Here is a 25,185-nt window from a genome sequence, read left to right on the forward strand (position 1 = left end):
AAGGACCGGCAGCATGTTCGGCAACTACCTGATCGGCCTGCGTGAGGGCCTGGAGGCCAGCCTGGTCGTCTGCATCCTGGTCGCCTACCTGGTCAAGACCGACCGCCGCGAGGCGCTGCGCCCGGTATGGCTCGGCATCGCGGCTGCCTGCGCCATCTCGCTGGGGTTCGGCGCCGCGCTGGAATTCGGCTCCCAGGAGCTGACGTTCGAGGCGCAGGAGATGCTCGGCGGATCGCTGTCTATCCTCGCCGTGGGCCTGGTGACCTGGATGGTCTTCTGGATGCGGCGCACCGCCCGGCATCTGAAGAGCGAGCTGCACGGCAAGCTCGACGCGGCCCTCCGGATGGGTACGGGCGCGCTGGTCGCCACGGCGCTGCTCGCCGTGGGCCGTGAGGGGCTGGAGACCGCGCTGTTCGTGTGGGCGTCCGTGCGAGCCAGCGGCCAGGGCACCTCCGAGCCGCTGATCGGGGTGCTGCTGGGCATCGCGACAGCGCTCGTACTGGGCTGGCTGTTCTACCGGGGCGCGCTGCGGATCAACCTCGCGAAGTTCTTCACCTGGACCGGCGGCATGCTGGTGATCGTGGCGGCCGGTGTGCTCGCGTACGGCGTGCACGACCTCCAGGAGGCCCGCTTCCTGGGCGGCCTCCAGGACAAGGCGTTCGACATCAGCGCGACGATCCCGCCGGACAGCTGGTACGGGACCCTGCTGAAGGGCGTCTTCAACTTCCAGCCCGATCCGACCGTCGTCCAGGTCGTGGTGTGGGCGCTGTACCTGATCCCGACGATGGCCTTCTTCCTGGCACCGCGACGGAGTACGGCTCCGCGCCGGGGCGCGGCCTCCGGGGCCCCGGCCGCCTCGGAGGGCCAGGTGCCCGCGGACGCTGAGGCCGCCGAGCGCAACTGAACCGCGCGGGCGCGTGATCACGCCGTCGTCACGACCCGCTCAGCGGGCGGCGTCCGGCCCCACCGACGGCAGGTAGCGCGGTGCCCGCCAGGCGTCCAGCCGGTGCTCCACCGCGGCCCCCAGCGACAGGAGCTTGCCGTCCTGGTGATCGCCGGCCATCAGGAGCAGGCCGACGGGCAGCTCGTTCACCGACCCGGCCGGTACCGACAACGACGGGTATCCGGCCACGGCCGCGGGGGTGGAGGAGGGGATCACGTCGTTGTCGCCCCGCGCGCAGTCGGTCGTCCAGGCGGGCGGGTTCGTCGGCGAGGCGATGGCGTCCAGCCGGTGAGCTGCCATGGTCTCGTCGATGGAACGCCGGGAGAGGTCCTTCAGCTCGGCACGCATCGCCTTGTATCCGGGATCGGTGGTGGGAGGCGCGGCGAGTGCCTGCTCGAACAGTTCCTGACCGGCGAAGCAGGTCTGCTCCGCCGGGTGGGTGCGGTTGAACCCGATCAGTCCGGCGAGGTCCGAAGGCCCCTCACGGGTGTCGAGGTAGGCGTCGATGTCCCGGTGGAACTCGCTCAGCAGCGCCGGGAACTCAAGCTCGGCGAGCCGTTTTTGGTACGGCGGCGTCACCTCGACGACCTTGGCGCCCGCCCTGCGCAGTCTCTCCGCCGTACGGGTCATCACGGCATCCACCTTCGGCCCGAGCGAGGGCAGCCGCCACAGACCGATCCGTTCGCCGCGCAGCGTGCCGGGTCGTGCCGGCTCCTCCGGAAGGCCGCCGGAGACATCGCGAGCGCCGGAGACATCGCGAGTGCCGAGGCGTGAGGTGTCGCGCCCGCTGAGCACCGAAAGAGTGAGCGCGGCATCGGTCACGTTGCGCGCCATGGGCCCCGCGGTGTCCTGCTCGGCGGAGATCGGCACCACACCGGCCCGGCTGACCAGTCCGAGGCTGGGCTTGTGGCCGACCACCCCGTTCATCCCGGCCGGGCACACGATGGAGCCGTCCGTCTCGGTGCCGATCGCCACCTGCGACAGCGAAGCGGCGAGCGCGGCGGCGGAACCCGCGGACGACCCGCACGGATTGCGGTCCAGTACGTACGGGTTGTGGGTCTGCCCGCCCACGGCCGACCATCCTGACGTCGGCTTCGCCGCACGGAAGTTCGCCCACTCGGACAGGTTCGTCTTGCCGAGGAGCACAGCTCCCGCGTTCCGCAGCCGGGTCACGAGCGCTGCGTCGGTGTCCGGCGGGCTCCCGGCCAGCGCCTGCGATCCGGCCGTCGTCGGCAGGCCGCGGGTGTTCACGTTGTCCTTCAGCAGGACGGGGATGCCGTCGAGCGGACCACGGGCGCGGCCCTGCCGGTGCCTGGCATCGCTGGCCGCAGCCTGGCGCAAGGCCGTCGGGTCGGTGCGCAGCACCGCGTGGGTCTTGGGGTCGACGGTCTTGATCCGCCGCAGATACGCGGTGGTCAGCGCCGACGACGTCAGTGATCCGCCCGCCATACGAGTCTGCAACTCCGGGATCGTCACCGTGTCGAGATCGACGCCCAGCCTCTCCGGCGACCCGGTCGACGACGAATCACCGGGACCGGCAGCGGTTCCGGCGGCTTCCGCACTCGGGTTCGGCGCACCGGTAAGAAGGGATCCCGCGACCAGGACGGCGACCAGCGTGGCAATTCTCCGCATCCTCATGGGGATCAGCCGACTATATGCCGACACCCGGCGCAAGAGTGCCGCGACGCCACGTGGAGGGAGCTCCGGCCCGGCCCCGGAGAACGCTCCGGTCAAGGGCCCGGGGGAAAAGGCCGTATCCGGTGCACGTACTGCCCGTGTTCGCCATGAGACCCGTAAGGTGCCGTCCCGCACGGTCCGGCCGACACCCCAGCCGGCATCACAGCCGGCACCCCACAAGGAGTGACGCATGAGCCGCGAGAACACACCGGCGCGCAGACTGGTGCTCAAGGGAGCACTTGGCGTCGGAACCGCCGCCGCGTTAGGCACCGCCACACCCGCGCACGCCCGGTCGGGACGCCCGGCCCCCGGCCGCCGCGACGACAAGGCCGCCGCACTGTCCGTCGACCCGCCGTACGTCAACCCGCTGGTCCGGCAGCGTGCCGACCCGCACATCGTGCGCCACACCGACGGCTCCTACTACTTCACGGCGACGGTGCCCGAGTACGACCGGATCGTGCTGCGCCGCGCCGCCACCTTGAACGGGCTCGCCGATGCCGGGGAGTCGGTGATCTGGCGCCGGCACGACAGCGGCGAGATGGCGGCCCACATCTGGGCTCCGGAGATCCACTTCATCGACGGCGCCTGGTACGTCTACTTCGCCGCCGGACGTTCCGACGACGTGTGGGCGATCCGGATGTACGTGCTGGAGAACACCTCCGCCGACCCGTTCACCGGAACCTGGACCGAGAGGGGGCGGATCACGACCGCGTGGGACAGCTTCTCGCTGGACGCGACGACCTTCGTCCACGGCGGCACCCGCTATCTGGCGTGGGCGCAGCGCGACCCGTCGCAGAACAACAACAGCGATCTCTATCTGTCCGCGATGGACAGCCCCTGGGCGGTCACCGGGCCGCAAGTGCGGCTCTCCAGGCCGGAACTGCCCTGGGAGACGGTCGGGTTCGCGGTCAACGAGGGACCGTCCGTCCTCCAGCGCAACGGCCGCGTCTTCCTCTCCTACTCGGCCAGCGCCACCGACGCCAACTACTGCATGGGCCTGCTCACCGCACGCGACTCGGCCGAGCTGCTGGACCCGGCCTCCTGGTCCAAGAGCCCCGAGCCGGTCTTCACCAGCGACGACGGCACCAGCCAGTACGGTCCGGGCCACAACTCCTTCACCGTCGGCGAGGACGGGACCACCGATGTGCTCGTGTACCACGCGCGGCAGTACAAGGAGATCGAGGGCGACCCGCTCGACGACCCCAACCGGCACACCCGCGTCCAGCCCCTCGGCTGGAAGGCGGACGGCACCCCGGACTTCGGGACGCCGGTCGCCGACACGCGCGTTCCACGCTAGGTTCCCCCGCGCGGAGCCCCCCACCCACACTCCGAAGCCCCGTGCTCATTCGCCCTGACGCCTCGTCGCATCGCATCGCGACGCACACCACGGTGCGGTGCGACGCGGCCGGGATGAAGCTCAACTGTTGTCGTGCTTAAGAAATCGTCGATGGACTGAAGTCATGCTGCCGGGCAGATTGGCCCCTGTCCGGCGTGATCACATCGGGAGCCCGCCCTCTCGATGCCCCGCGCCGGCTCTTCCGCCCGGTCCCGCTTCCGCGTGGTCCGGGCCCGCGCGCGCTCAGGAGTTCAACCGTGAAAGCACTGGTGAAGGAAAAGGCAGAGCCCGGTCTGTGGCTGCGGGACGTTCCTGAGCCGGCCATCGGTCCCGGCGACGTACTGATCAAGGTCCTGCGCACGGGAATCTGCGGCACCGACCTGCACATCCGGTCCTGGGACCGCTGGGCGCAGCAGGCGATCGCGACGCCGCTGGTGCTCGGTCACGAGTTCGCCGGTGAGGTCGTGGAGACCGGGCGTGATGTCGCCGACATCACGGTGGGCGACCGGGTCAGCGGTGAGGGGCACCTGGTGTGCGGCAAGTGCCGCAACTGTCTTGCCGGGCGCCGGCACCTGTGCCGCGCCACCGTCGGCCTCGGCGTCGGCCGTGACGGCGCGTTCGCGGAGTACGTCGCGCTGCCCGCCTCCAACGTGTGGGTGCACCGCGTCCCCGTCGGCCTCGATGTCGCGGCGATCTTCGACCCGTTCGGCAACGCCGTGCACACCGCGCTCTCCTTCCCGCTGGTGGGCGAGGACGTGGTGATCACCGGAGCCGGACCGATCGGTCTGATGGCCGCTGCCGTCGCCCGGCACGCGGGCGCCCGCAAGGTATTGATCACGGATGTCAGCGAGGAGCGTCTGGAGCTCGCCCGGAAGGTCGGCGTCAACCTCGCGCTGAATGCCGAGGAGTCGACGATCGCCGACGGGCAGCGCGCGCTCGGGCTGCGCGAGGGATTCGACGTCGGCCTGGAGATGTCGGGCCGCCCCGAGGCGATGCGCGACATGATCGCCAACATGACCCACGGTGGCCGCATCGCCATGCTGGGCCTGCCGTCCCAGGAGTTCCCCGTCGACTGGTCCCGGATCGTCACCTCCATGCTCACGGTCAAGGGCATCTACGGCCGTGAGATGTTCGAGACCTGGTACGCGATGTCCGTCCTCCTCGAAGGCGGGCTCGACCTCGCCCCCGTGATCACCGGCCGGTACGCCTTCCGTGACTTCGAGTCGGCCTTCGACGCGGCGGCGGACGGCCGCTGCGGCAAGGTCATCCTCGACTGGACCGCCTGACCGCACCTGGTGGACCGCCCGACCCCGCCGAGCTCCGGCCGGCCCTCCCCCAAGACCGCGACCCCACCAAGGAAGTGACCATGTTCGACTCCGTACGCGGCGAGCTGCGCACCACCCTCGAAGAGATCCGGGACGCCGGACTCCACAAGCCCGAACGGGTCATCGGCACCCCGCAGTCCGCCACCGTGGGCGTGACCGCGGGCGGGCGGCCCGGTGAGGTGCTCAACTTCTGCGCCAACAACTACCTCGGCCTCGCCGATCACCCGGACGTGATCGCCGCCGCCCACGAGGCGCTGGACCGGTGGGGATACGGCATGGCCTCGGTGCGCTTCATCTGCGGCACCCAGGAGGTGCACAAGGAGCTGGAGGCGCGGCTGTCCGTCTTCCTGGGCCAGGAGGACACGATCTTGTTCTCCTCCTGCTTCGACGCGAACGGCGGCGTCTTCGAGACGCTTCTCGGCCCCGAGGACGCCGTCATCTCCGACGCTCTCAACCACGCCTCCATCATCGACGGCATCCGCCTGTCCAAGGCCCGCCGTTTCCGGTACGCCAACCGCGACATGGCCGATCTGGAGCAGCGGCTCAAGGAGGCCGCCGAGGGCGGGGCGCGGCGCAAGCTGATCGTCACCGACGGTGTGTTCTCCATGGACGGCTACCTCGCCCCGCTGCGCGAGATCTGCGACCTGGCCGAACGCCACGACGCCATGGTCATGGTCGACGACTCGCACGCCGTCGGCTTCGTCGGCCCCGGCGGTCGCGGCACCCCCGAGCTGCACGGCGTCATGGACCGCGTCGACATCATCACCGGCACCCTCGGCAAGGCCCTCGGCGGCGCCTCTGGCGGCTATGTCGCCGCCCGCGCCGAGATCGTCGCCCTGCTGCGGCAGCGCTCGCGCCCGTACCTCTTCTCCAACACCCTCGCCCCGGTGATCGCTGCCGCCTCCCTCAAGGTCCTCGACCTGCTGGAGTCCGCCGGTGAGCTGCGGGAGCGTCTCAACGCCAACACCGCGCTCTTCCGCTCGCGGATGGCCGAGGAGGGCTTCGAGATCCTGCCCGGCGAGCACGCCATCGTGCCCGTCATGATCGGCGACGCGGGCCGGGCAGGCCGGATGGCGGAGCTGCTGCTGGAGCGCGGGGTGTATGTGACCGGCTTCTCCTACCCCGTCGTTCCGCAGGGCCAGGCCCGCATCCGCGTCCAGCTCTCGGCGGCACACTCCACCGAGGACGTGGACCGGGCGGTGGACGCCTTTGTCGAGGCTCGGTCCGCCTTGGCAGGATGACGCCGTGATCGATGCGAGACGGCTGCGGACGCTTCAGGCCGTGGCGGACCACGGGACGGTGACCGCCGCGGCTGCCGCTTTGTATCTCACCCCGTCCGCCGTCTCCCAGCAGATCGCGGCGCTGGAGCAGGAGACCGGTCACAAGGTCCTGGACCGTGACAAGCGCGGGGTGCGGCTCACTCCCGTCGGGGACATTCTGCTGCGCCACGCCGGCGCGGTGCTGGCCGAGCTGGAGCGCGCCGAGGCCGAGGTCGCGGCGTACACCGTGGGTGAGGCGGGCGAGGTCACGGTCGCCGCCTTCGCCACCGGGATCGCCGTCGTCGTGGCCCCGGCCATCAGCGCCCTCGCCCTCAAGTCCCCCGGCATCCGGGTCCGGGTCCGCGACGCGGAGGGGGACGAGAGCCTTCCCATGGTGCTCGACGGGAGCGCGGACATCTCCGTCGCGGTGGAGTACCGCAGCGCGCTGAGTGCCGCCGACCCGCGGCTGCTGCGAGTCCCGCTGTACGCCGAGCCGTTCGACGCCGTACTCCCCCGCGACCACCCGCTCGCCACAGCCGCGAGCGTCCCGCTGTCCGCCCTCGCGGACGACCCCTGGATCGGTCCCTACCCTGGGAACCCCTGCCACGACGTCATGGTCCTGGCCTGTGAGTACGCCGGGTTCCAGCCCCGGCTGGAGCACTCCTCGGACGACTTCCGGGCCGTGGTCGCGCTCGCCGCCGCGGGCACGGGAGTGGCCCTGGTGCCCCGCTCGGCACTGCGCGACATGAACCTGTCCCAGGCGGCGGTCCGGCCTGTCGACGGAGCCGCACCCACGCGCCGCGTCTTCGCCGCCGTCCGGCGCGGCGCCGAGGACCATCCGCTGCTGCGCCCCGTTCTGGAGGCTCTGCGCACCACTGCCGAAACCTTTCCCGCCGCCGGGCATTAGACAGGCCGATTCAGGTTCCCGGCAGTGAGGCCGCTCGCGATGTACGAGTACACCCCGTCCTTCCTCTCCGTCTACGACCTCCTCGTGCACCGGGTGAGCTGTCCGCTGTTCTGGCGGTGCCCGACACGTCACCTCGTCGGCCTCTACCGGAGCCACGCCGGTGACCGGCACCTGGACATCGGTCCGGGTACGGGCTCGCTGCTGCGACGCGCGGCGCTGCCCGCCGGAACGGCCGTGCACCTGCTGGACCGCGGACAGGCCCCCTTGCGGCGGGCGCGCGGCGCTGACGGGCCACCGGGTCGAGACCCATCAGCAGGACATCTTCGACCGCTGGGAGCTGGGCGACGCGAGCGTGGATTCCGTCGCCATGTCCTTGGTCTTCCACACGCTGCCCGGCCAGGGCATCCGGGCCAAGTCCCACGCGGTGGAAGAGGCCGCCCGTGAACTGACGCCCGGCGGGCACTTCTTCGGCGCGACCATCGTCCGCCGCGGCCGGACGGTGCGGGTCCCGGCGCAGGCCCGCTGGCTGATGGACACGTACAACCGACGGGGCTACTTCGCCAACGCCGGCGACGACGCCGATGATCTCGACGCGGCCCTGCACGCGTCGTTCGGCTCCGTGCGCCTCTGGTCCCGTGGCTGCGTCGCGCTGTGGGTGGCCGGGAACTGATCAGGCACGGGGTGCGGTGGAGTCGTCCGCGACCAGGCCGTTCAGGATCCGGGCCGCCTCGGCGAGGGTCGTCCGGGCGTCGAAGCGGGTTCGCGGGACGGGCATGCCGACGCGCGCCGCGATACGGCTGCGGATCTCCGTGGCGGTGAGGGAGTCCACGCCCGCCTCCGGAAAGGAAAGATCCGGCTCCAGCTCAGCGGGGTCCTGGTAGCCGAGCACGGCGGCGGTGCACTCGGTGACGACATCGAGCAGGATGCGCTCCCGCTCGGCGGCGGTCATCCCGCGCAGGCGGGCGTTCATGGACGGGTCCGTGGCCGGCATTCCGGGGCCTCGCTTCCGGTGTGTGCGACCAGTCCGGCAGGCTCGACGCGTTCGGTGGGCTCGACGTATTCGGTGGGCCCGGCGGGCTCGACGGGTTGGAGGGGTTCGACGGGTTCTTCGCCGTTCAGCCACGCCCGCAGCACGGCCATGAAACCCTCCGGCTGGTCGTGATGGAGCAGATGCCCGGCCCCGGGGAGGGTGACGACCGCGAAGCCGCGCCGCTTGAGGTCGGGCTCGTCCAACTCCGGTGCCACACCCGGGAGCCCGGCCCGGAGGACGAGCGACGGGCGCCACGGGCCTGCCCTGGGGCGTGAAGACGACCTCTTCCGGATCGTCGAGCCGGGTGAAGCACAGCAGCCCCTCGCTCATGCCGTACACCTGCTGAAGCCGCCAGCCCAGTTCGGCGTGGACCCGGCGCGCCGTCGCCGGATCAAGACGTGCACCGCCGACTTGCAGTACCAGCCCGTGCCGAAGTGACGCCCTCGACGGCTTTCGGCAGCGCGATCGAGGGCTCCAGATTCGCATTTCAGCAGCCGGTCGAGGGGCTCAGGATTCACATGCGGGCTGTCCGCAGGGAGCGGTGGCCGTCCGGCGCCGTCGTGCCCCGGCGCCCTCCAGCGCTTTATGGGGCATCGAGGTTCTCCCTCAGCTCAGGACGACGCCTTGGCGGGCTCGGGGCGCCTCTTCTTGGGGCTGCTCTGCGGCTGGCCCTCCCCGCCCCGAGGTTCGGACGCCTGGATTTCAGCGCTTGCCTCAGCGGCGATGTCGGAGATCTCCTCGTTCACCTCATGGACGGCACGCTTGGCATCCGCTGCCAGCTTTACGGTTGTCTTGACAGCACCCCGGGTCACCGACCTGAGCATCTTCTTCACGAACGGGGCGGCGATCACTCCGACCGCGAAGACGGGAAATACGGGAGGCATGATATTCGTCCCCTCAGAGCGTTTCCACTGGTCTTCCGCAGAAAGATCGTAAGGGCCGCAGAGGGAACACAACCAGACCGATCCAACGATGTTCACTCTTTCGAGTATCCCCGCCAGGAATTGATAATTACCGTGCCAATGTTGCCCGAGAGACCGATGGGAATATTGTGGCTGCTATTCCCCAGGAAACGCGCAGAAAGGAATCCGACGGTGACAGAACCCACGGCACAGGAGACGGACTCCGGCACCGAGGCCGCTGCGGAAGATGTGCTGTACTCCGCCGAAGTGTGCTGCACCGAGGGCCGTTACACGCTGACGGTGACCGACCACGCGACCGGTACAGAGCACTCCTATCCCGTAGCGAAAAAGATGGTGGACAAGCTCCCCTTCTACCTCAGCATGCTCAGAAGCAAGCTCTCCTGAGCGGCTACGGGGCCCCTGGGGGCAAGGCCCACACAGCCGTTCAGCCCGGCCCCTGCTGCCCGGGCCGGGCTTCGTTCGCGTCCGCTCGCGCGAGACCGCGACAAGCCGGGGGTTCCGGTCTCAGCGGGCCTCGGACGAGGCGGCGGCCCTGCTCTTCGGCACGGTCTTCTTACCGGGCTCCGGCTCGGCGATGTCCTCAAGGAACACTTCGGCGCCTGCTTCCGCGGTGATGTCGCGCAGTTCATCATTGAGTTCGTGCGCCGCCCGCCTGGTGTCAGCAGCCAGCTTCAATGATGTCTTCACCAGACCACGCACAGCGGGTTTCCCCAGCTTCTTCGCGAGCACGGCCGTGAAAATGCCCGCCATATAGGCAGGGAATACAGGCATTGTGATGCGTTTCCTCTCGTGTGACATGGGGTACTGAGAGACGACGCCGAGCTTAAGCGACAGTGCGCGTGAGCTTGCCCGGATTCACTCGTACGGGTATTTGCAGCCCGGAAGTTACCCCTTTCTGATCAACCGGTCGCGCAGCACACCCTCTCCCCGCCAGGTTGTGGGGGCAGTGGTGCCGCCGGGCACGCGCGGTGCTCGGGCACAGGTGCCATGGGACGGCGGGCAGTTCGCGGTGCGGTGCGCCTGCCGCGGTGCCGCGCACCATGCGGCTCCGGCCAGTCCACCGCCCTCGCCCGTTGCGCACGAGCAACCTGTTTCGCGGGGCAGGCACCGGGACGATGCGCCCCTTCCCATGTCATGCGCCCCGGGCGCTTCCGCACCGCCCGCTCGGGGGGTTAGTCCCTTGTTCCCTTGTTCTCCCTTCCCGGCATTTCTCAAATGGATCCGCTGAACCCGTCGATGCGACGGGTTTCCCCCTGCGGTACGGCAGGCAGGAGCAGCCGCCGGAGGGCGGAAGCGGTGGAGCCGACGGCCCAGGTCGTCGAGCCCGACGTCGAGAGGTGAGGCGGCATGACGAGCGAAGCGACACGGCCCGCGATCGAGGGAGAGGAGGTGGGCCCCCTCCCCGCCGTCAACTCCTACACCGAGTGGGACCCGCTGAGGGAAGTGGTGGTCGGCACGCTTGCGGGCGGGGTGTTCCCCACCTGGCAGGATTCGATGGCCCACGTCGTGCCCGACGAGGCCCAGCCGGTCTTCCGGGAACAGGGCGGCCTGCCCTTTCCCGCAGACCATCTCAAGGCAGCCGAGGCGGAGTTGGACGCGCTGGCCGAGGTGCTGACCGCCGAAGGCGTCACGGTGGTGCGGCCCGATCCCGTGGTCCACCAGCGGCCGTTCCGCACACCGGCGTGGGAGAGCCCGGGCGGGCTGTACGCGGGGATGCCCAGGGACCTGCTGATGGTCATGGGGGACGCGATCATCGAGGCCCCCATGTCCTGGCGTTGCCGGTATCACGAGGTGGACGCGTTCCGCTCCCTGATCAAGGCGTATTTCCTGCGCGGTGCCCGCTGGCTGCCGGCGCCCCGTCCACAGCTCACCGACGAGCTGTTCCGTTCGCCCGGAGGCGACCGGGGGAAGGGGGCCAGGTGGGCCCTCACCGAGTTCGAGCCCGTCTTCGACGCGGCCGACTTCTGTCGCTTCGGCACGGATGTGGTGGTGCAGCGCAGCCATGTGACCAACCAGTTCGGCATCGACTGGGTGCGGCGCAGCATGGGCCGGGACTTCACCGTCTCGGTCATCGAGACCAACGATCCGCACGCCATGCACATCGACGCCACGCTCGCGCCGCTGGCCCCCGGCAAGCTGCTGGTGCACCCCGAACGGTACGTCCCCTGTGAGCTGTTCGAAGGATGGGAGATCCTGTCCGCGCCACCGCCCACCCTGCCGTCCACCTGGCCCATGTACTTCTGCAGTCCTTGGGTGAGCATGAACGTCCTGTCGCTGGACCCGGAAACCGTTGTCGTGGAGCGCCAGGAACGGCCCCTGATCGAGGCGCTGACGGGCTGGGGGTTCCGCTGCGTCCCGGTCGACTTCCGCCACGTCTACAGCTTCGGCGGGTCGTTCCACTGCGTCACCCTGGACACCGTGCGCGAGGGAGGCCCCCGGAAGTTCCTGGCCGGCCGGCCCGACACCGGCCCGTCGGCCGGGTACTCGGAAGGGTGAACCGCCCCGGGTTGATCCAGTTGGCCACCCGCGCAGCACCTAGGCTCCGGAGGACTGGTAGCGCCCGATAAGTATGCCGAGTTCGGCTTTGAGCAGCGGGCGCTGTTCTGCGCACCTGGTGGATTCTCGTACATAACACACCTGATGGGCCCGCCGGCGGCGAGCGCACCGTCGTTCAGCCGCTTGGGCCAACGCCCCGATCCGTCCAAGGTCGGTCGTCCCCGGCCGCCAGCGCTGGGAGGTGACGGCCACACGGGGGCAGCCGAACCTCGCCCGGCTGCTCGAAACCACTCTCCAGGCGACACCGGGGATCGACCGGGCACACGTCAACGCGGTCAGCCGCAGCCCAGCGAGCGGGCAATTCTCCGGGCAATTGTCGGCGCCAATATCCTGCGCGCTCATACTCCGCCGCGACGGAATTCGGCCAAAAAAACCTGCCCCACGCGGCGCATTTTCCCCCACCGTGCTCTCTCGCCCAGGAACCCCTTTTCCGGGCTTTCCTGGAGCAACGCTAGCGAGCGAATGGGGCACCGAGGCCGCCGGTGAGGGTTTCTCACCCGATCGAGGTGTGACCGGCGTTCATGCGAAAGGCCGCCCGCCGCCCGGGGACTGCCCGGGCAACAAGACCCGTTGGCACCCCTGTTGGGGCAGCCGACGCAGCACGCCCGCTTCCACGCAACCGGATCGACGGCCGGCCTGAAGGTGGGCCTAGGCCCGCGCGGATGTCATTGAACTGACGCCCGGCTCCGCGCTGTCGGCTCTTCAGGTCCGTCAACCCGCCGGGCCCCCACCGGGAGCGCACGCGATTGCCCCCTTGCCGAACACCCGATCCCTATGCTGACCACATGATCGATGTACCTCTCTCAGCGCTGGAAGTCGCGACGGTCCAAGCGGGTGCCCGGCCCGTGGACACCCTGCGCGACACCGCCGCGTTCGCACAGGGACTGGAATCGCTGGGCTACCACCGGATCTGGTACGCCGAGCATCACCACTCACCCGCGATCGGCGCGTTCCCACCGGTCGTGTTGACCGCGCACTCCGCCGCCTCGACCTCGGTCATCCGTCTGGGTCCGGGTGGAGTACTGGCGCCCAACCACGCGCCCATCACGCTGGCGGAGCAGTTCGGAACGCTGGCCGCCTTGCACCCGGACCGCGTCGACCTGGGCATCGGCCGTGGCCCCGGCACCTTCGACGAGGCCACAGCACGGGCGCTGCGCCGAGGTGCCGGGCCGACGACGGACGCGGACTACCAGGACGATGTCGCCGCGATCCTGACCTTCCTCGTCGACGAAGTCGCCCTCGGTCCGCTTCCGGAGCCGTGGCTCCTGGCCTCCAGCACCGCCGGTGCCGCTCTCGCCGCGGAACTCGGGCTGCCGATCGCCGTCGCACACCACATCCGCCCGGACAACACCCGCGCGGTGCTTGAGCGTTACCGGGCGGCGTTCGCCCCGTCCCGTTGGTGCGAGCGACCTCGGGTGCTGTTGTGTGTGGAGACGGTGTGTGCCGAAACGGAGGAAGAGGCCGAATGGCGGTCCGGACCGATGAACGTCGTCAAAGCCGGGCTCCTCAAGGGAATGAGTGAGATCCCCTTCCCCACCCCCGCGGACGCGGCGGCCCACTCCTTCACGGCGAAGGAGCAACAGGCGCTGGCCGGCTTCCGTGCACAGCAAGCCGCCGGGACGCCCAAGGCCGTCATACAGCGGCTCACGCAGCTGGCCGGTGAGACCGGAGCAGACGAACTGATGCTCACCACGCCCGTCCACGACCTCGGCGACCGCCTTCGCTCCTACGAACTCATCAAGAAGTACTCCGAGGCAACGACAGCACTGTAGGAACAACGTCCGGGCACACCACGGGGGTTCACCGTCATGCGCCCGTGTCGCTGAGTGCGGTGCGGGCGGCTCGGGGACGCATGCCCGCCCTGGGACCCGCCCCGCCTTGTTGAGGTCGCGATTCTGCCAGCGTCTGGTCGGCGCTCTTGATGAGCTGGTTTCTCACGCTCTCAAGAGATGCCCGATCAGAACGGAAATTCATGCCTACAGGCTCCGTGGTTTCTGCCGGAAAGACTGAACCAGCGAATCCCGCTCCCCGCACTTCGTGGCTGTCAGTGATCGCGGTGATGATGGGGATCTTCTCTATCGTCACCACGGAGATTCTCCCCATCGGCCTGCTCACGTCAATCGGCTCCAGCTTCACCGTCTCGGACGGAATGGCCGGGCTGATGATGACCATGCCCGGAATCCTGGCCGCGGTCTCCGCCCCGCTGGTAACCGTGGCCACGGCACGAATCGACCGTCGGCGGATGCTGTGCACCTTCATCCTGCTGCTGGCCATGGCCAATTTCCTTGCCGCCGCAGCATCCAATTACTGGCTGGTTCTTGTTTCTCGGCTACTGGTGGGGATCGTCATCGGTGGGTTCTGGTCGATCGGGGCAGGTCTGGCGAGCCGCCTGGTACCGGCCGAGTCCGTGGGACGGGCTACGGCGATCATCTTCTCCTCGGTGCCCCTGGGGTCCGTACTCGGAGTGCCTCTGGGCACATTCGTCGGAGACGTCGCCGGCTGGCGGATGGCCTTCGTGGTGATGGGAGTGCTCACCGTCGCAGTCTTCGCAGCGCTGCTCTTGGTGCTCCCCCCACTCCCCTGTGAGAAGGCCACTCGTCTGGCTGTGCTCGGCGGCACGCTCCGAAGCGTCAACACGCGCTTCGCCCTGGTCGCGACATTCCTCCTCGTGATCGCCCACTTCGGCGCCTACACATACATCACCCCGTTCCTGGAGCAGATCACTCAGGTGAGCTCGAGCCTGATCACGGTGTTCCTTCTCGTCTACGGAGCCGCGGGAATCGTCGGCAACTTCATAGGCGGAGCCACCGCGACCCCTTATCCGCGCGCCACCTTTGCCGCCGCCGCGACGATGATCGCCACCGCGACCTTGCTCTTGCCGGTGCTGGGTCAATGGCCTGCGGGTGCCGTCGCTCTCCTGGTGCTCTGGGGAGCGGCCTACGGTGCCGTCCCGGTCTGCTCCCAGACGTGGTTCACCAAGGCGGCCCCGCACACCCCGGAGGCGTCAACAGTCATCTTCACCGCATCATTTCAGGCCACCCTTTCGATCGGGGCACTGGCCGGAGGCCTCATCGTCGACCGGTCCTCCCCTTCGACGGTCATGACGCTCGGCGGCACGACCGCGGCCTTGATGACGCTGGTCGTATGGCTCCACCACACAAAGCGAATTACTTGGCCTGGGGCCGACTGACCGTCCCACTCGAAATTCCCGGGCAATCCCGCGGAGCGGCCGGCTGTGGCTCGGGACCTGACGGACGAGCGGTGGAGCCGCCACGCTGTGGGCCGGCGCATCGCTTCTCATGAGAGGCTGTCGGCATGAGCGGACCATCTGATGGTCAGGATTCCCGGCAGTTTCTGGCAGGGCTCCACGTGGGTGAGCTGTGCAGCGGGAGGGCAATTGAAGTCACACGACGCGGGGTGACGGTAGCCCTGGACGGATTTCCCGCGCGTCCGTTGGGGACAGTCGGACCGTTGGAACTGTCCTGGCGCCGGCGTTCGGCTGCGGTCGTGGAGGCCGGCCGGCGCATCACCGCAGAGGTGATCGCGGTTGATCTGGATGAGGGCCGAGTCCGGCTGTCGATGGCTGCCACCGAGAACCCAGAACTCTGGGCATTCTTGAAATCACTGCACTGCGGCGAGATCCTCTCCGGCACGGTCGCGGCGACGGAACGCTTCGGCGTGTTCGTGGCGCTGGACGACGGCCCCGATCACCCGGTCTTCCCCGGCGTGGGGTTCATCACCGTCCCCGAACTGTCCTGGCAGCGCTGCGAAGCAGCTTCGGACGTCGTTCAGGTCGGACAGCGCGTCTCATGTGAGTTCCTCCAATTCGACACCTGGCACGGCGAGGCCAGGCTGTCCTTGCGAGCGACGCAGCCGGACCCCTTCCAGACATTCGCCGACGGCGTCGTGGTGGGCCGGACGCTCCATGGACAAGTCACCAAGCTGATCCCGTTCGGCGTCTTCGTTCAAGTCGCCGACGGGATCGAGGGACTGGTCCATCTTCGAGAACTCACAAGGACGCCCGTGGAAGCTCCGGAGGACGTCGTCCAGGTCGGCGACGCGATCACGGTCCTCGTCACTGAAATCGACCGAGAGCGACGCAGGTTGGTCCTCTCTCGACGACAGGTCTCACCCCACCTCCCCTGACTCCCGCGTGTTGTGGTCACACGGCGGTGGTCTCGCAGACCGGCGGAGTCGTGCCGCTGGCCGAGACGGTCCGCAAGAGGGGATGTCCGCACGACGGGGTGTCCGCACGACGGTCACGGCCGCTCAGACGGGGACGGGATCCTGGTGGGCATCGTCGAAGGGGGGATAGCTCTCCTTGCCCATTCGCTCGGCCGCGTCAATGTAGTCGGCAAGAGCGACGCGGGATTGAGCGAGCCTGTGCATCTGATCGTCCAGTCGCCGCAGCCGTGACCGCATCGCGGCCAGCAACTCGGGACACCCGAGCAGCTCCGGGGCCTCTCCGAGCGCACAGGGCAGCAGGTACGCGATGTCCTCGGAGGACAAACCAGCGCCAAGCAGGTGCCGGATCTGCTTCACCCGCAGCACGGCGTTCTCGTCATACTCGCGGTAACCGTTCGCCCCCCGGTCTGCCTCCAGCAGGCCCTGGGCCTCGTAGTAGCGCAACTGATGGGCGTTGACGCCCGTCCGGCGACTCAGTTCCCCGATCCGCATTGCGACCTCTCTTGACCTTCACACCGGTATCAACGTTGACGATCCTGCCATGGACAACAAAACCGATTTCCCCGTGACAGTCATCGGACTCGGACTGATGGGCCAGGCACTCGCCGGCGCGTTCCTGAAAGCCGGGCATCCCACAACCGTGTGGAACCGTACGGCTTCCAAGGCCGACCAACTGGTGGCCGAGGGCGCACGGCTGGCGCCAACGGTTGACGACGCGTTCAAGGCAGGTTCCCTGACGATCATCTGCGTCACCGACTACGAGGCCGTGCGCGAGTTGCTCGGCGGGAGCGACATCGAGCTGGACGGCAGGATGTTGATCAACCTGACCTCGGGCGACTCGACCCAGGCCCGGGAAACCGCCCAATGGGCCGGGCAACGTGGCGCCCACTACCTGGACGGCGCCATCATGGCCATCCCGCCGGCGATCGGGACCGCCGAGGCGGTGATTCTGCACAGCGGGCCGGAGTCGGACTTCGAGGCACACAGGCCAACACTCGAAGCGCTCGGCACCGTCACCCACCTTGGTGCGGACCACGGGCTGGCGTCCCTGTACGACGTGGCCGGGCTGGCCATGATGTGGAGCGTCCTCAACGCCTGGCTCCAGGGCACCGCCCTGCTCAGGACGGCCGGTGTCGACGCCGCGGCGTATGCGCCGTTTGCGCGGCAGATCGCTGCCGGTGTGGCCGAATGGCTGCCCGCGTATGCCGAGCAGATCGACAGCGGCTCCTTCCCGGCCGAGGTCTCGGCTCTGGAGACCGACGCGCGGGCGATGGCGCACCTGATCGAGGAGAGCGAGGCGGTGGGTGTCAACGCCGAACTGCCGAAGTTGATCAAAGCGATGGCAGACCGCTCGATCGCCGCCGGACACGGCGGGGAGCAGTATCCGGTGCTGATCGAAGAGTTCGGCAAACCCCGCGACGACTGACCGGTCCCGGACACCGGGCCCCGTGTCCGCGCCGAGGGCGGCGGTCGCGGCGTCGCACCGATCAGCCCCTGTTCACATAGAAGAAAAAAATTCTTGTGTGTGACTCATTGGTCAGGGCGTCAGGGCGTAGTAGTCAAGAGACCGACGCACCTGGCGTCGGTCCCGGAATGGAGGCATCGCCCCGATGAGCATGTCCGTGAACCGCCGTACTTTAGCCCAACTCTCCCTGGCTCCAGCCCTCAGCGCCCTGGTCCCCGCCCTCACCCCCGGCCAAGCCGGCGCCGCGCAGGCGGCCACGCGCGCGGCTCGCGGGCCGGCTGCCGGGGCCCCCGGCAAATCCGGCGCCGCGTCGGCGCTGCGGAGGGCCGCTGTCTTCATGGATGAACATGTCTCCTACCGAGGCGCCTACGTGTGGAGCTATCTGCCCGACCTCTCGCAGACCTGGGGCGAGATGGAGGCCCGCCGCACCATGTGCTGGGTGCAGCCGCCCGGCACCCCCTCGGTGGGCCACGCGATGCTCGACGCCTACCACGCGAGCGGCGACGAGGGCTGCTACCGGGCCGCCGAACGCACCGGCCTGGCGCTCGTCGACGCCCAACTGCCCGTCGGCGGCTGGAACTACATCCACGACTTCGCGGGCGAGGGCTCCCTGCGCGAGTGGTACGAGACCATCGGGGCGAACGGGTGGCGGCTGGAGGAGTTCCAGCACCACTACGGCAACGCCACCTTCGACGACGCGGGCACCTCCACCGCCGCCCAACTTCTGCTCCGGCTCTACCTGGAGCGGCGGAATCCGCGCATCGGCAGGGCCCTCGACCAGGTGATCACGTTCATGCTCAAGGCCCAGCTGCGCGGCGGTGTCGCCGACGGGGGCTGGCCGCAGCGCTTTCCCGCGTTCCACGGCTCGGTCAGCCGCATGCCGTGGCCGGATCACGTCCCGCCGTGGCTGCCCTCCGACGTCCGGCACGGCATGGAGGACGGTGACTACACCCGCCATGTCACCTTCAACGACGACGTGCTCGGCGAGAACATCAAGTTCCTGCTGATGTGCGTGTCCACGCTGGGCAGGAAGGACCTGGTGCGGCCCGTGCGCCGCGCGATGGCTTGCCTGCACCGCATGCAGCAGCCGGGCCCGCAGGCCGGCTGGGGGCTCCAGCACCTCGCGCGGGCCGCCCGCGGCAGACCCGCCGGAGCGCCGGCGGGAGCGCGGTCGTACGAGCCGCGGTCGCTGGCGACGCACACCACGCAGACCAACGTCCAGCAGCTGTTCGCCTACTTCCGGCTCACCGGCGACCACGCCTTCCTGCGTCGCGTCCCGGAGGCCGTCGCCTGGCTGGAGAGCTGCCCGCTGACGGACCAGCAGAAGGCCGAGAACCCGCAGCTCGCCTCCCGCACCCATCCGACCTTCGTGGAACTGGGCAGCAACCGGGCCCGGTTCGTGCACCGCTTCGGCTCCAACATCCGCAACGGTGCCTACTACCACGACTACGACCACCACGACACGCTGAGCCACTACTCCGGCGGCCGGGCCGTGGACACGGCGGCACTCCGCCGTACGTACGACAGCCTGATGGCGCTGACGCCGGCCGAAGTGGCGGACCTCAAGGCCCGCTCGCCCCTGACGGCAAAGGGCCGGATACCGCTGCCGCGCTACTTCACCTTCCGTGACCTCACGCTCGACGACCTCTTCCGGGAGGCCACCGTGCCGGTGCCCGAGGTCAGCGACGAGCAGGCGGCCGAGTTGATCTCCGGCCTCGGTACCAGGGGCCACTGGCTCTCGCCCATCGACGCGGTCACCAACCCCTACCGCGGCCCGGCCCCGGCCGCTCCGTACGACGGGAAGGCGTACATGAGCCGGCACGTCGGCGACCTCTACGACACCTCGCCCTACGACCCGCGCACGCCGCCGGACGAGCCGCCCTATGTCCCGCGGGAGCGTCCCGAGGGGATCACCACGTCCGCCTTCACCGCCAACATGGCCCGCCTGACGGCGTATGTGACCGTGCGCTGAGGTACCCCGTCGGCCGCCGCCGCGCGCGGCTTCCTCCGCGCTCGGCGGCGGACCCGGCAGGCGGCGGCCGGCGAGTGCCGGGGACGGGTCAGGGCCGCGCGCCGGGAGCTTTGCTGATCTTCTTCAGCTTGTCCGCGAGACCGGGCCCGACACGGACAGCGGAGCGCGGTCCGTGCGGCCCGGCCGAACGGTCGTCAGCTGCCCGTGGAGCGGACTGTGCTCATGATCTTCTTGATCTCGGCAGCCGTCAGCGCCTTCGGGACTCCTTGGTCCGCGTAGATCACCCAGCCGTGCATGGTGCCGTCGGGGAGCTTCTGCGCGATGCTGTGCACGACTGCCTTCGGCGGGACGCACGAGCCGGGCCGGTTGGTGACGGTGACCTCGGCCGTCGCGGTGTAGCCCTCGATACCGCCCTGCTTCCACGGCTTGGGCTGGCTGACCTTGATCTTGGGCTTGTGCTCCTCACCGCCGTAAGCGGCGAAGCCCCAGTTACCGGCCCAGTTACGAGCGTTCTCCTGGAGGGTGCCGGTCTTGCCGCCACCTGTGGTGCCGACTGTGGCGAGTTGCCCCTTGCCCGCCTCGCCGAACGCCTTGGGGTTGGGACTCGACCCGCAGCCGCCCTCACGGTAGTTGGCGGTTCCGGTCATGACGACGATCGGCTTGCCGTTCTTGTCCGTGTAGGAGAGGGACGTGCCCTCGTCGAGGACCTTCCACTTCTTGGCCTTGGCGGGCACGTCGAAGCGGAAGTGGTGCTTCTGCGCGGTCTGTGTCTGCCACCCCGCGACCAGCGGCTTCTTGCCCGTCGGGCTGACCGGGGCAGAGGTCTTGGACGACCCCGTCGAGGGGGCCTTCGACCCCGCGGCGCCGGTGTCCTTGTCCGCGGTCTTGCTGGTGCGCTTTCTTGCGGACTTGCCGGTGTCCTCGTTGCACCCGCTCAGAGCGACGGCCATACCGATGCCGAGGGCCGCCGCGATCAGGGTCTTCTTCTTGCGTCGGGACGGCATCGTGGCCGACTGTCCGGGCTGAGCGATTCGCTGGAGGGTTTTTGACGAAAACATGATCGGCACCCTATGTGAAGAGCACTTCCGGCCATTGACCAGGTGGACGCCTCTGGGCCGAGGTATACCCGCTCGTGACCCATGCCTGCCCGCGACCCGTCGCGCCGGCCGGCACGCGCGACGCGCGAAGTGCCGCCGGCTCTCGTCGGCCTGCTGATGGAGGCCCCACGAGCCCTCGTGTCCGCACGCACGTGGAGCTGCTTCCTGCTACTCCGTGTCCGGTCGTCCGCCCAGGTGGCGGGCGAGGAAGCGGTCGGCCGCGCGGTAGATGTCGATGGTGTTCGCCGGGTTCGCGAAGCCGTGGCCCTCGTTGTCCTTGACCACATATTCGACCTCCACTCCGCGGGTGCGCAGCACGTCGATGATCTGCTCGGCCTCGGCCTTGACGACGCGCACGTCGTTGCGGCCCTGAACCACCATCAGCGGGGTGCGGCTCTTCCCCACCGGGCTGACGGGCGAGCGGGCCGGCATGTCCGCCTTCTGCTCCGGGCCGTCAGGGTTGCCGGCGAAGAGGTGCTGATTGCCGGCCGGCTGCGGCGTGGCGAACTCCGGTACGGTCCGCAGGAAGGCGACGAGGTTGGAGATGCCGCACAAGTCGATCGCGGCGGCGAAGACGTCGGGGGTGAAGGTGACCCCGATCAGGGCGGCGTAACCGCCGTGGGAGCCACCGAAGACCGCGACCCGGTCCCGGTCCGCGTACCCCTGATCGACGGCCCACTCGACGGCGTCGATGAGATCGCCGTGCGTCTTCCCGGCCGGCTCCCCGGTGCCGGCCTCGAGGAACGCCTTGCCGAAACCGGTCGAGCCGCGGAAGTTGACCTGCAACACCGCATATCCGCGATTGGCCAGCAGCTGCACCACGGGGTTGAAGCCCCAGTGGTCCCGGGCCCCGGGGCCACCGTGGACCAGCAGCACCATCGGCAGCCCGGCCGGCTCGGTCCCGGGGGGCAGGGTCAGGTACGAGGGGAGGTCCAGTCCGTCGCGCGAGGGGATCGTGACCGGCGTCATGGGGGCGAGGACCCCGGGATCCAGGTGCGGAAAGGACCGGAACAGCAGCCGGCTGTGGCCCGTGGTGTGGTCGTAGTAGTAGGTGACACCCGGGTCACGGTCATGGGTGAAGCTGACCACCCAGCGCTGCCCGCCCGCGTCGGACGACACGTCGGACAGGTCGCCCTCGGACAGCATCTCCAGGTTCTCCAGCACCGCGGCGAAGTGCGGGTCCAGGGCATGGATCACCTGCCGTCCGCCGAGGTAGCGCACCCCGATCAGCTCACCGGTGTACCGGTCGCGGATGAACGGCGAGGCCAGCGTGGGGAAGACGGCGGAACGCGCGTCCAGGTCGAGGGTCGGATGGCTGTCCACAACGGTCTCCTCCCCGGTGGCCAAGTCGAGTCTCACCAGCCGGGTCCGGTCGGCGCCCCGGCCGGAGCCGAGCCACACGCCGGTCCCGTCGGGTGTGAGCTGGATCGGCTGGATGCCCAGCGGGCACTCGCCGCCGTCGAACGTGGCAACCGGGCGCAGCGTCTCCGTCCCGGTGTCCCACCGCGCCAGCTCGATGTCGCCGTCGTCCGTCCACGTCTGGGCGAACAGGCCTCCGCCGGGCGGGCACAGCCAGCCCGCGACATGGCCGGGGTTCTGCGCCAGCACGGTCAGCTCACCGGTGGCGATGTCCAGCTCGCAGAGGTCGAAATCAGCGGGGTTCCTGCGGTTCACACTCAGGATCGCCTTTCCCGGCCGGGTGACGGTCGTCTCGCAGTCCATGACCGTGACCCCGGGGGAAGGAGTGAGATCGACCGCCCCGGCCTCCGGGTTCTCCAGGTCGACCCGGTAGAGGTGCCAGTTCTCCTCACCATCACCGCCTTGCTCGTAGAGCAGCCAGCGCGGATCGTCGCTCCAGTGGTAGGCGAGCACGCTGCGGTTCTCGTCCGCGGTGACACAGCGCGCCTCCTCATCCTCCGCGTCGACGCTCTCCACCCACACGTTCAACCGCTCCCGCCACGGCGCCAGATAGGCGATCCTGGTCCCGTCCGGCGAGATCGACGCGCCGACACGGCTGGGTGCGCCGAAGAATTCCTCGACGGCGAGGCGCGGGACCTCGCGCGGTATGGCGGACATACGGATTCTCCTTCTGGGGTTGTCCCGGTTCGGTCGGTGTGCTTCGCGGGGCCCGATGCCCTGGCGACGGGGTCGCCGACGACTTCGCGAAAGCAGAAACGGATCCTCCCAACTCATCCGCGTCGGCCTCGCGGAGGTCAGACGGCTGATCACCGACTCACCGGCTGCCGGCACGTGATCGCTGACCACATCCTGCACTGGTCACACCGGCGCCGCAGACGCCAACGCCAAGCCCGCACCAGCCACTACGGGCGACGCGGACACAGCCCCTGAGAAACTGCCCACCAATCAGCACAAAAACCGTCGCGGCACCAGCCGCATCGAGTGGCGCGTGCTCGACGCAGGAGGGGACGACGCAGGGGGTGATGACGCAGGGGGTGATGCCTCGCGCCCGGGCCCTCTTCGGGGGGCCGCGGTTCGCGCATGCTCCAGTCCGGCCGGGCGCCGGGCAGCCTCGATCATGCCTGCCGCGCGGGCCAGTTGCATCAGGAGACTGCCCAGGCCGCCGCCGGCACCGGTGATGAGCGCCCATTCGCCCAGGCGGACGCCAGTGCTGTCCATCAGGCCCATGGCGGTACGTCCGTCGCGCGGCAGGGCCGCCACCTCCTCGGCTCCGGGCCCGTCGGGTATCGGCACCAGATGCCCGATTCCCGCGCGGGCCTGCTGCGCGTAACCGCCCTCCGACGTCGTGGCCACGGCATGCCGGCCGATCCGGGAATCCCACCTCGCGGACGGTTTCCCGACGTCCTGGGCGACCAGCACCTCGGGGCAGCCGGAACCGGACGCTACGACCGCCTTCATGAGCCCGACGTCCGCACAACACGCCGTCGCAGACCTTCGGTTGAGGGGTCGATGGACCAGGAGAAGACGGTCGCCGACCGCCCCAGCGGCTGGGAGCGCGGGTAGGAGATCTCGGCTTCGGAAGAGTTCATGCCCGGACCGTAGAACCTGAACCACACTTCAAGTCAATTGATCCGGAGCTGGTAGCGGAGCAGGTCAGGCCACGGACCGGCTCTCGTGCACGCGCGCGAGCCCGCAGACGCACCGGGTGACCGACCACCGACCGGCACAGCTCCTGAAACCGCCGGCGTGACGGGGTCGACGCCGAGCTGTCGGTCGGGCCGATCGTAGGGGGGCAGCGGAAGCGCAGTCCGTAATGGCCGTACGCCCCGGCCGCCGGACCGCCATACTGGGGACCGTACGCGACCCCCCACAGATCGACGTCATGCCGAAAACCAATCATTCCGCCCCTCTCGTCCCCGACACGATGTGGCTGGGGCACGGGCGCCACATCGGGCCCTCGCCCGAGCAGGACATCCGCCGCAACCTGATCGCGCTCCAGGCCGCCGGGGTGATCGACGGTTTCCTCGACCTCTCCCCCTCCGACGCCGCCTCATCCGCTGTCGGCGGCATGCCCGACCCCTTCGACGGCCAGGACGGCGCCTTCGCGCTCGACGCCTCTGCCCGGCGGGTCTTCGAGGCCCGCTGGCGCGTGGAGGACGAGGTCACCGTGCGTGCCCAGTTGTCCACGTACGACGTCGCGGAGCGGCGCAAGCGAGGCGAGACGGTCACATGGGTGCTCACCTCCGAGGCGGAGCGCCCATGGGATCAGCACTGGCCGTCCCCCGCCACCATGTTCTGGCCCGACAGCGACCTCGTCGCGTGGGACCACGACATGGTGCCGGGCCCCCGTCTGCGGACCACGCACCGGCTGCCGGAAGACGACAAGGAGATGCGGCGCCTGCTCAAGGACTGCGCCCGCGAAAGCTGGAACATCCACGTAGTCATCCACGAGGCGATGACCCCCGACGAGCAGGGCCGCCGCCCGCTGGCCTCGTTCCTCCCGCCGAGCCTGCGCCACCGCGTGGTGGAGCACCGGGCGGCGCCGGAGCAGGCCCAGATCGTCAACTGGGCGCTGAAGGACCTGCGCGTACACGTGCCGCGCGGCGGGGCCGTCGTGCTGCCCACGCTGCCGCCGGACCCCGCCTACGACGCGGACCGCTTCGTGGTGCGCAACCTGTTCCTCGACAGTTCCGAGCCGACGGAACTGATCTGGAGGATCACGGCGTTCGCGGCGCTGCCACGGGCGCTGACCGCGGAGGCGGAGCAGGTCGTACGCCTCCTGCGGCAACGCTGGCATCTCCTGACCCCGGAGGAGGAACTGGCCCGCGCCCGAGGGATCGTCGACAAGTACGCCGAGGCGCTCGGCGCCATGACCGAGTCCCGCGACCTGTACCGGAAGGAGGCGGAGCGGGTCCGGGGCGAGCTTGCCGCGGCAGGCGGCGCGACGCCGGCACCGCAGCCGCCCGCGGACCCGGCCGCCCGGCCGGACGACTCGCCCCACGGCACCCTCAGCCAGGTGCTGGGACGCTTCAAGGGCGCGACGAGGCGTCCGCCGCGGCAGTGACCAGCTCCTCACGCAGCGGTGACGGTC

24 protein-coding genes and 1 pseudogene are annotated in these 25,185 nt (G+C 69.5%); 14 read left to right on the forward strand and 11 right to left on the reverse strand.

Features of this window, described 5'->3' with window-relative positions; translation table 11 throughout:
- Positions 1-13 precede the first annotated feature (13 nt).
- The gene (efeU, locus tag OHB04_RS01555) at positions 14-904 is read left to right on the forward strand and encodes an iron uptake transporter permease EfeU (RefSeq protein WP_326685939.1); all 891 of its coding nucleotides are present in this window, start codon (positions 14-16) and stop codon (positions 902-904) included.
- Positions 905-943: 39 nt separating this feature from the next.
- Here efeU and OHB04_RS01560 read toward each other — a convergent pair whose 3' ends face one another.
- Positions 944-2,581 carry an amidase gene (locus OHB04_RS01560; RefSeq protein WP_326806567.1) on the reverse strand — a complete coding sequence of 546 codons (1,638 nt, stop codon included), beginning with the start codon at positions 2,579-2,581 and terminating at the stop codon, positions 944-946.
- A gap of 229 nt (positions 2,582-2,810) precedes the next feature.
- Between OHB04_RS01560 and OHB04_RS01565 the strand changes: the two genes are divergently transcribed.
- The 5 genes from OHB04_RS01565 (at position 2,811) to OHB04_RS01585 (ending at position 8,117) form a co-directional block, all read left to right on the forward strand.
- Positions 2,811-3,917, forward strand: a complete 1,107-nt coding sequence (locus tag OHB04_RS01565) for a glycoside hydrolase family 43 protein (RefSeq protein ID WP_326806568.1) — start codon at positions 2,811-2,813, stop codon at positions 3,915-3,917.
- 296 nt (positions 3,918-4,213) lie between these two features.
- Positions 4,214-5,242, forward strand: a complete 1,029-nt coding sequence (gene tdh / locus OHB04_RS01570; protein ID WP_326685942.1) for an L-threonine 3-dehydrogenase — start codon at positions 4,214-4,216, stop codon at positions 5,240-5,242.
- Positions 5,243-5,322: 80 nt separating this feature from the next.
- On the forward strand, positions 5,323-6,522 hold the full coding sequence (locus tag OHB04_RS01575; RefSeq protein WP_326806569.1) for a glycine C-acetyltransferase: 1,200 nt from the start codon (positions 5,323-5,325) through the stop codon (positions 6,520-6,522).
- 4 nt (positions 6,523-6,526) lie between these two features.
- Positions 6,527-7,447 carry a LysR family transcriptional regulator gene (locus OHB04_RS01580; protein ID WP_326685944.1) on the forward strand — a complete coding sequence of 307 codons (921 nt, stop codon included), beginning with the start codon at positions 6,527-6,529 and terminating at the stop codon, positions 7,445-7,447.
- Positions 7,448-7,607: 160 nt separating this feature from the next.
- Complete coding sequence (locus OHB04_RS01585) at positions 7,608-8,117, forward strand: class I SAM-dependent methyltransferase (RefSeq protein ID WP_326806570.1); 510 nt, start codon at positions 7,608-7,610, stop codon at positions 8,115-8,117.
- On the opposite strand, the gene OHB04_RS01590 is transcribed toward OHB04_RS01585, so the two are convergent.
- From OHB04_RS01590 to OHB04_RS01605, 4 genes and pseudogenes are all read right to left on the reverse strand, one after another.
- On the reverse strand, positions 8,118-8,417 hold the full coding sequence (locus tag OHB04_RS01590; RefSeq protein WP_326809385.1) for an acyl carrier protein: 300 nt from the start codon (positions 8,415-8,417) through the stop codon (positions 8,118-8,120).
- Positions 8,414-8,692, reverse strand: a complete 279-nt coding sequence (locus OHB04_RS01595) for an alpha/beta fold hydrolase (RefSeq protein WP_326693133.1) — start codon at positions 8,690-8,692, stop codon at positions 8,414-8,416. Before OHB04_RS01595 ends, OHB04_RS01590 begins: the two co-directional genes overlap by 4 nt.
- Positions 8,693-8,738: 46 nt before the next feature.
- A pseudogene (locus tag OHB04_RS01600) lies at positions 8,739-8,963 on the reverse strand (2,3-dihydroxybenzoate-AMP ligase); the annotation flags it as partial.
- A gap of 125 nt (positions 8,964-9,088) precedes the next feature.
- Positions 9,089-9,361 (reverse strand): DUF5132 domain-containing protein, encoded by a 273-nt coding sequence (locus OHB04_RS01605; RefSeq protein WP_326685946.1) that lies wholly within the window; start codon positions 9,359-9,361, stop codon positions 9,089-9,091.
- A gap of 210 nt (positions 9,362-9,571) precedes the next feature.
- Between OHB04_RS01605 and OHB04_RS01610 the strand changes: the two genes are divergently transcribed.
- On the forward strand, positions 9,572-9,784 hold the full coding sequence (locus OHB04_RS01610; protein WP_326685947.1) for a hypothetical protein: 213 nt from the start codon (positions 9,572-9,574) through the stop codon (positions 9,782-9,784).
- A gap of 120 nt (positions 9,785-9,904) precedes the next feature.
- Here OHB04_RS01610 and OHB04_RS01615 read toward each other — a convergent pair whose 3' ends face one another.
- Positions 9,905-10,171, reverse strand: coding sequence for a DUF5132 domain-containing protein (locus OHB04_RS01615; protein WP_326685948.1), 267 nt, complete (start codon positions 10,169-10,171; stop codon positions 9,905-9,907).
- A gap of 576 nt (positions 10,172-10,747) precedes the next feature.
- Here OHB04_RS01615 and OHB04_RS01620 point away from each other — a divergent pair.
- The 4 genes from OHB04_RS01620 to OHB04_RS01635 all read left to right on the forward strand — a co-directional run bounded on the left by OHB04_RS01620 (position 10,748) and on the right by OHB04_RS01635 (position 16,102).
- Positions 10,748-11,896, forward strand: coding sequence for an amidinotransferase (locus OHB04_RS01620; protein WP_326806571.1), 1,149 nt, complete (start codon positions 10,748-10,750; stop codon positions 11,894-11,896).
- Positions 11,897-12,741: 845 nt separating this feature from the next.
- The gene (locus tag OHB04_RS01625; RefSeq protein ID WP_326806572.1) at positions 12,742-13,728 is read left to right on the forward strand and encodes an MsnO8 family LLM class oxidoreductase; all 987 of its coding nucleotides are present in this window, start codon (positions 12,742-12,744) and stop codon (positions 13,726-13,728) included.
- 200 nt (positions 13,729-13,928) lie between these two features.
- Complete coding sequence (locus OHB04_RS01630) at positions 13,929-15,146, forward strand: MFS transporter (protein ID WP_442814774.1); 1,218 nt, start codon at positions 13,929-13,931, stop codon at positions 15,144-15,146.
- A 125-nt stretch (positions 15,147-15,271) separates the two neighbouring features.
- Positions 15,272-16,102 (forward strand): S1 RNA-binding domain-containing protein, encoded by an 831-nt coding sequence (locus OHB04_RS01635; RefSeq protein WP_326806573.1) that lies wholly within the window; start codon positions 15,272-15,274, stop codon positions 16,100-16,102.
- Positions 16,103-16,225: 123 nt separating this feature from the next.
- On the opposite strand, the gene OHB04_RS01640 is transcribed toward OHB04_RS01635, so the two are convergent.
- Positions 16,226-16,633: a MerR family transcriptional regulator gene (locus OHB04_RS01640; protein ID WP_326685952.1), complete on the reverse strand. Its 408-nt coding sequence runs from the start codon at positions 16,631-16,633 to the stop codon at positions 16,226-16,228.
- A gap of 49 nt (positions 16,634-16,682) precedes the next feature.
- On the opposite strand from OHB04_RS01640, the gene OHB04_RS01645 reads away from it, so the two are divergent.
- Both OHB04_RS01645 and OHB04_RS01650 read left to right on the forward strand, forming a co-directional pair.
- Complete coding sequence (locus OHB04_RS01645; RefSeq protein WP_326806574.1) at positions 16,683-17,567, forward strand: NAD(P)-dependent oxidoreductase; 885 nt, start codon at positions 16,683-16,685, stop codon at positions 17,565-17,567.
- Between the two features lie 376 nt (positions 17,568-17,943).
- Positions 17,944-19,578 carry a pectate lyase gene (locus tag OHB04_RS01650; protein WP_326806575.1) on the forward strand — a complete coding sequence of 545 codons (1,635 nt, stop codon included), beginning with the start codon at positions 17,944-17,946 and terminating at the stop codon, positions 19,576-19,578.
- 194 nt (positions 19,579-19,772) lie between these two features.
- Here OHB04_RS01650 and OHB04_RS01655 read toward each other — a convergent pair whose 3' ends face one another.
- The 4 genes from OHB04_RS01655 to OHB04_RS01670 all read right to left on the reverse strand — a co-directional run bounded on the left by OHB04_RS01655 (position 19,773) and on the right by OHB04_RS01670 (position 23,683).
- Positions 19,773-20,636, reverse strand: coding sequence for a hypothetical protein (locus OHB04_RS01655; RefSeq protein ID WP_326685955.1), 864 nt, complete (start codon positions 20,634-20,636; stop codon positions 19,773-19,775).
- A gap of 207 nt (positions 20,637-20,843) precedes the next feature.
- Positions 20,844-22,751, reverse strand: coding sequence for a S9 family peptidase (locus tag OHB04_RS01660; protein ID WP_326806576.1), 1,908 nt, complete (start codon positions 22,749-22,751; stop codon positions 20,844-20,846).
- A 288-nt stretch (positions 22,752-23,039) separates the two neighbouring features.
- Complete coding sequence (locus tag OHB04_RS01665; protein WP_326685957.1) at positions 23,040-23,552, reverse strand: hypothetical protein; 513 nt, start codon at positions 23,550-23,552, stop codon at positions 23,040-23,042.
- Positions 23,549-23,683, reverse strand: coding sequence for a hypothetical protein (locus OHB04_RS01670; RefSeq protein ID WP_326685958.1), 135 nt, complete (start codon positions 23,681-23,683; stop codon positions 23,549-23,551). The genes OHB04_RS01665 and OHB04_RS01670 overlap by 4 nt, the downstream gene beginning before the upstream one ends.
- Before the next feature lie 293 nt (positions 23,684-23,976).
- Here OHB04_RS01670 and OHB04_RS01675 point away from each other — a divergent pair, with 293 nt between their 5' ends.
- Positions 23,977-25,158: a hypothetical protein gene (locus OHB04_RS01675; protein ID WP_326685959.1), complete on the forward strand. Its 1,182-nt coding sequence runs from the start codon at positions 23,977-23,979 to the stop codon at positions 25,156-25,158.
- Positions 25,159-25,185: the final 27 nt, after the last annotated feature.

Source organism: Streptomyces sp. NBC_01775 (genome assembly GCF_035917675.1).
GTDB lineage: Bacteria > Actinomycetota > Actinomycetes > Streptomycetales > Streptomycetaceae > Streptomyces.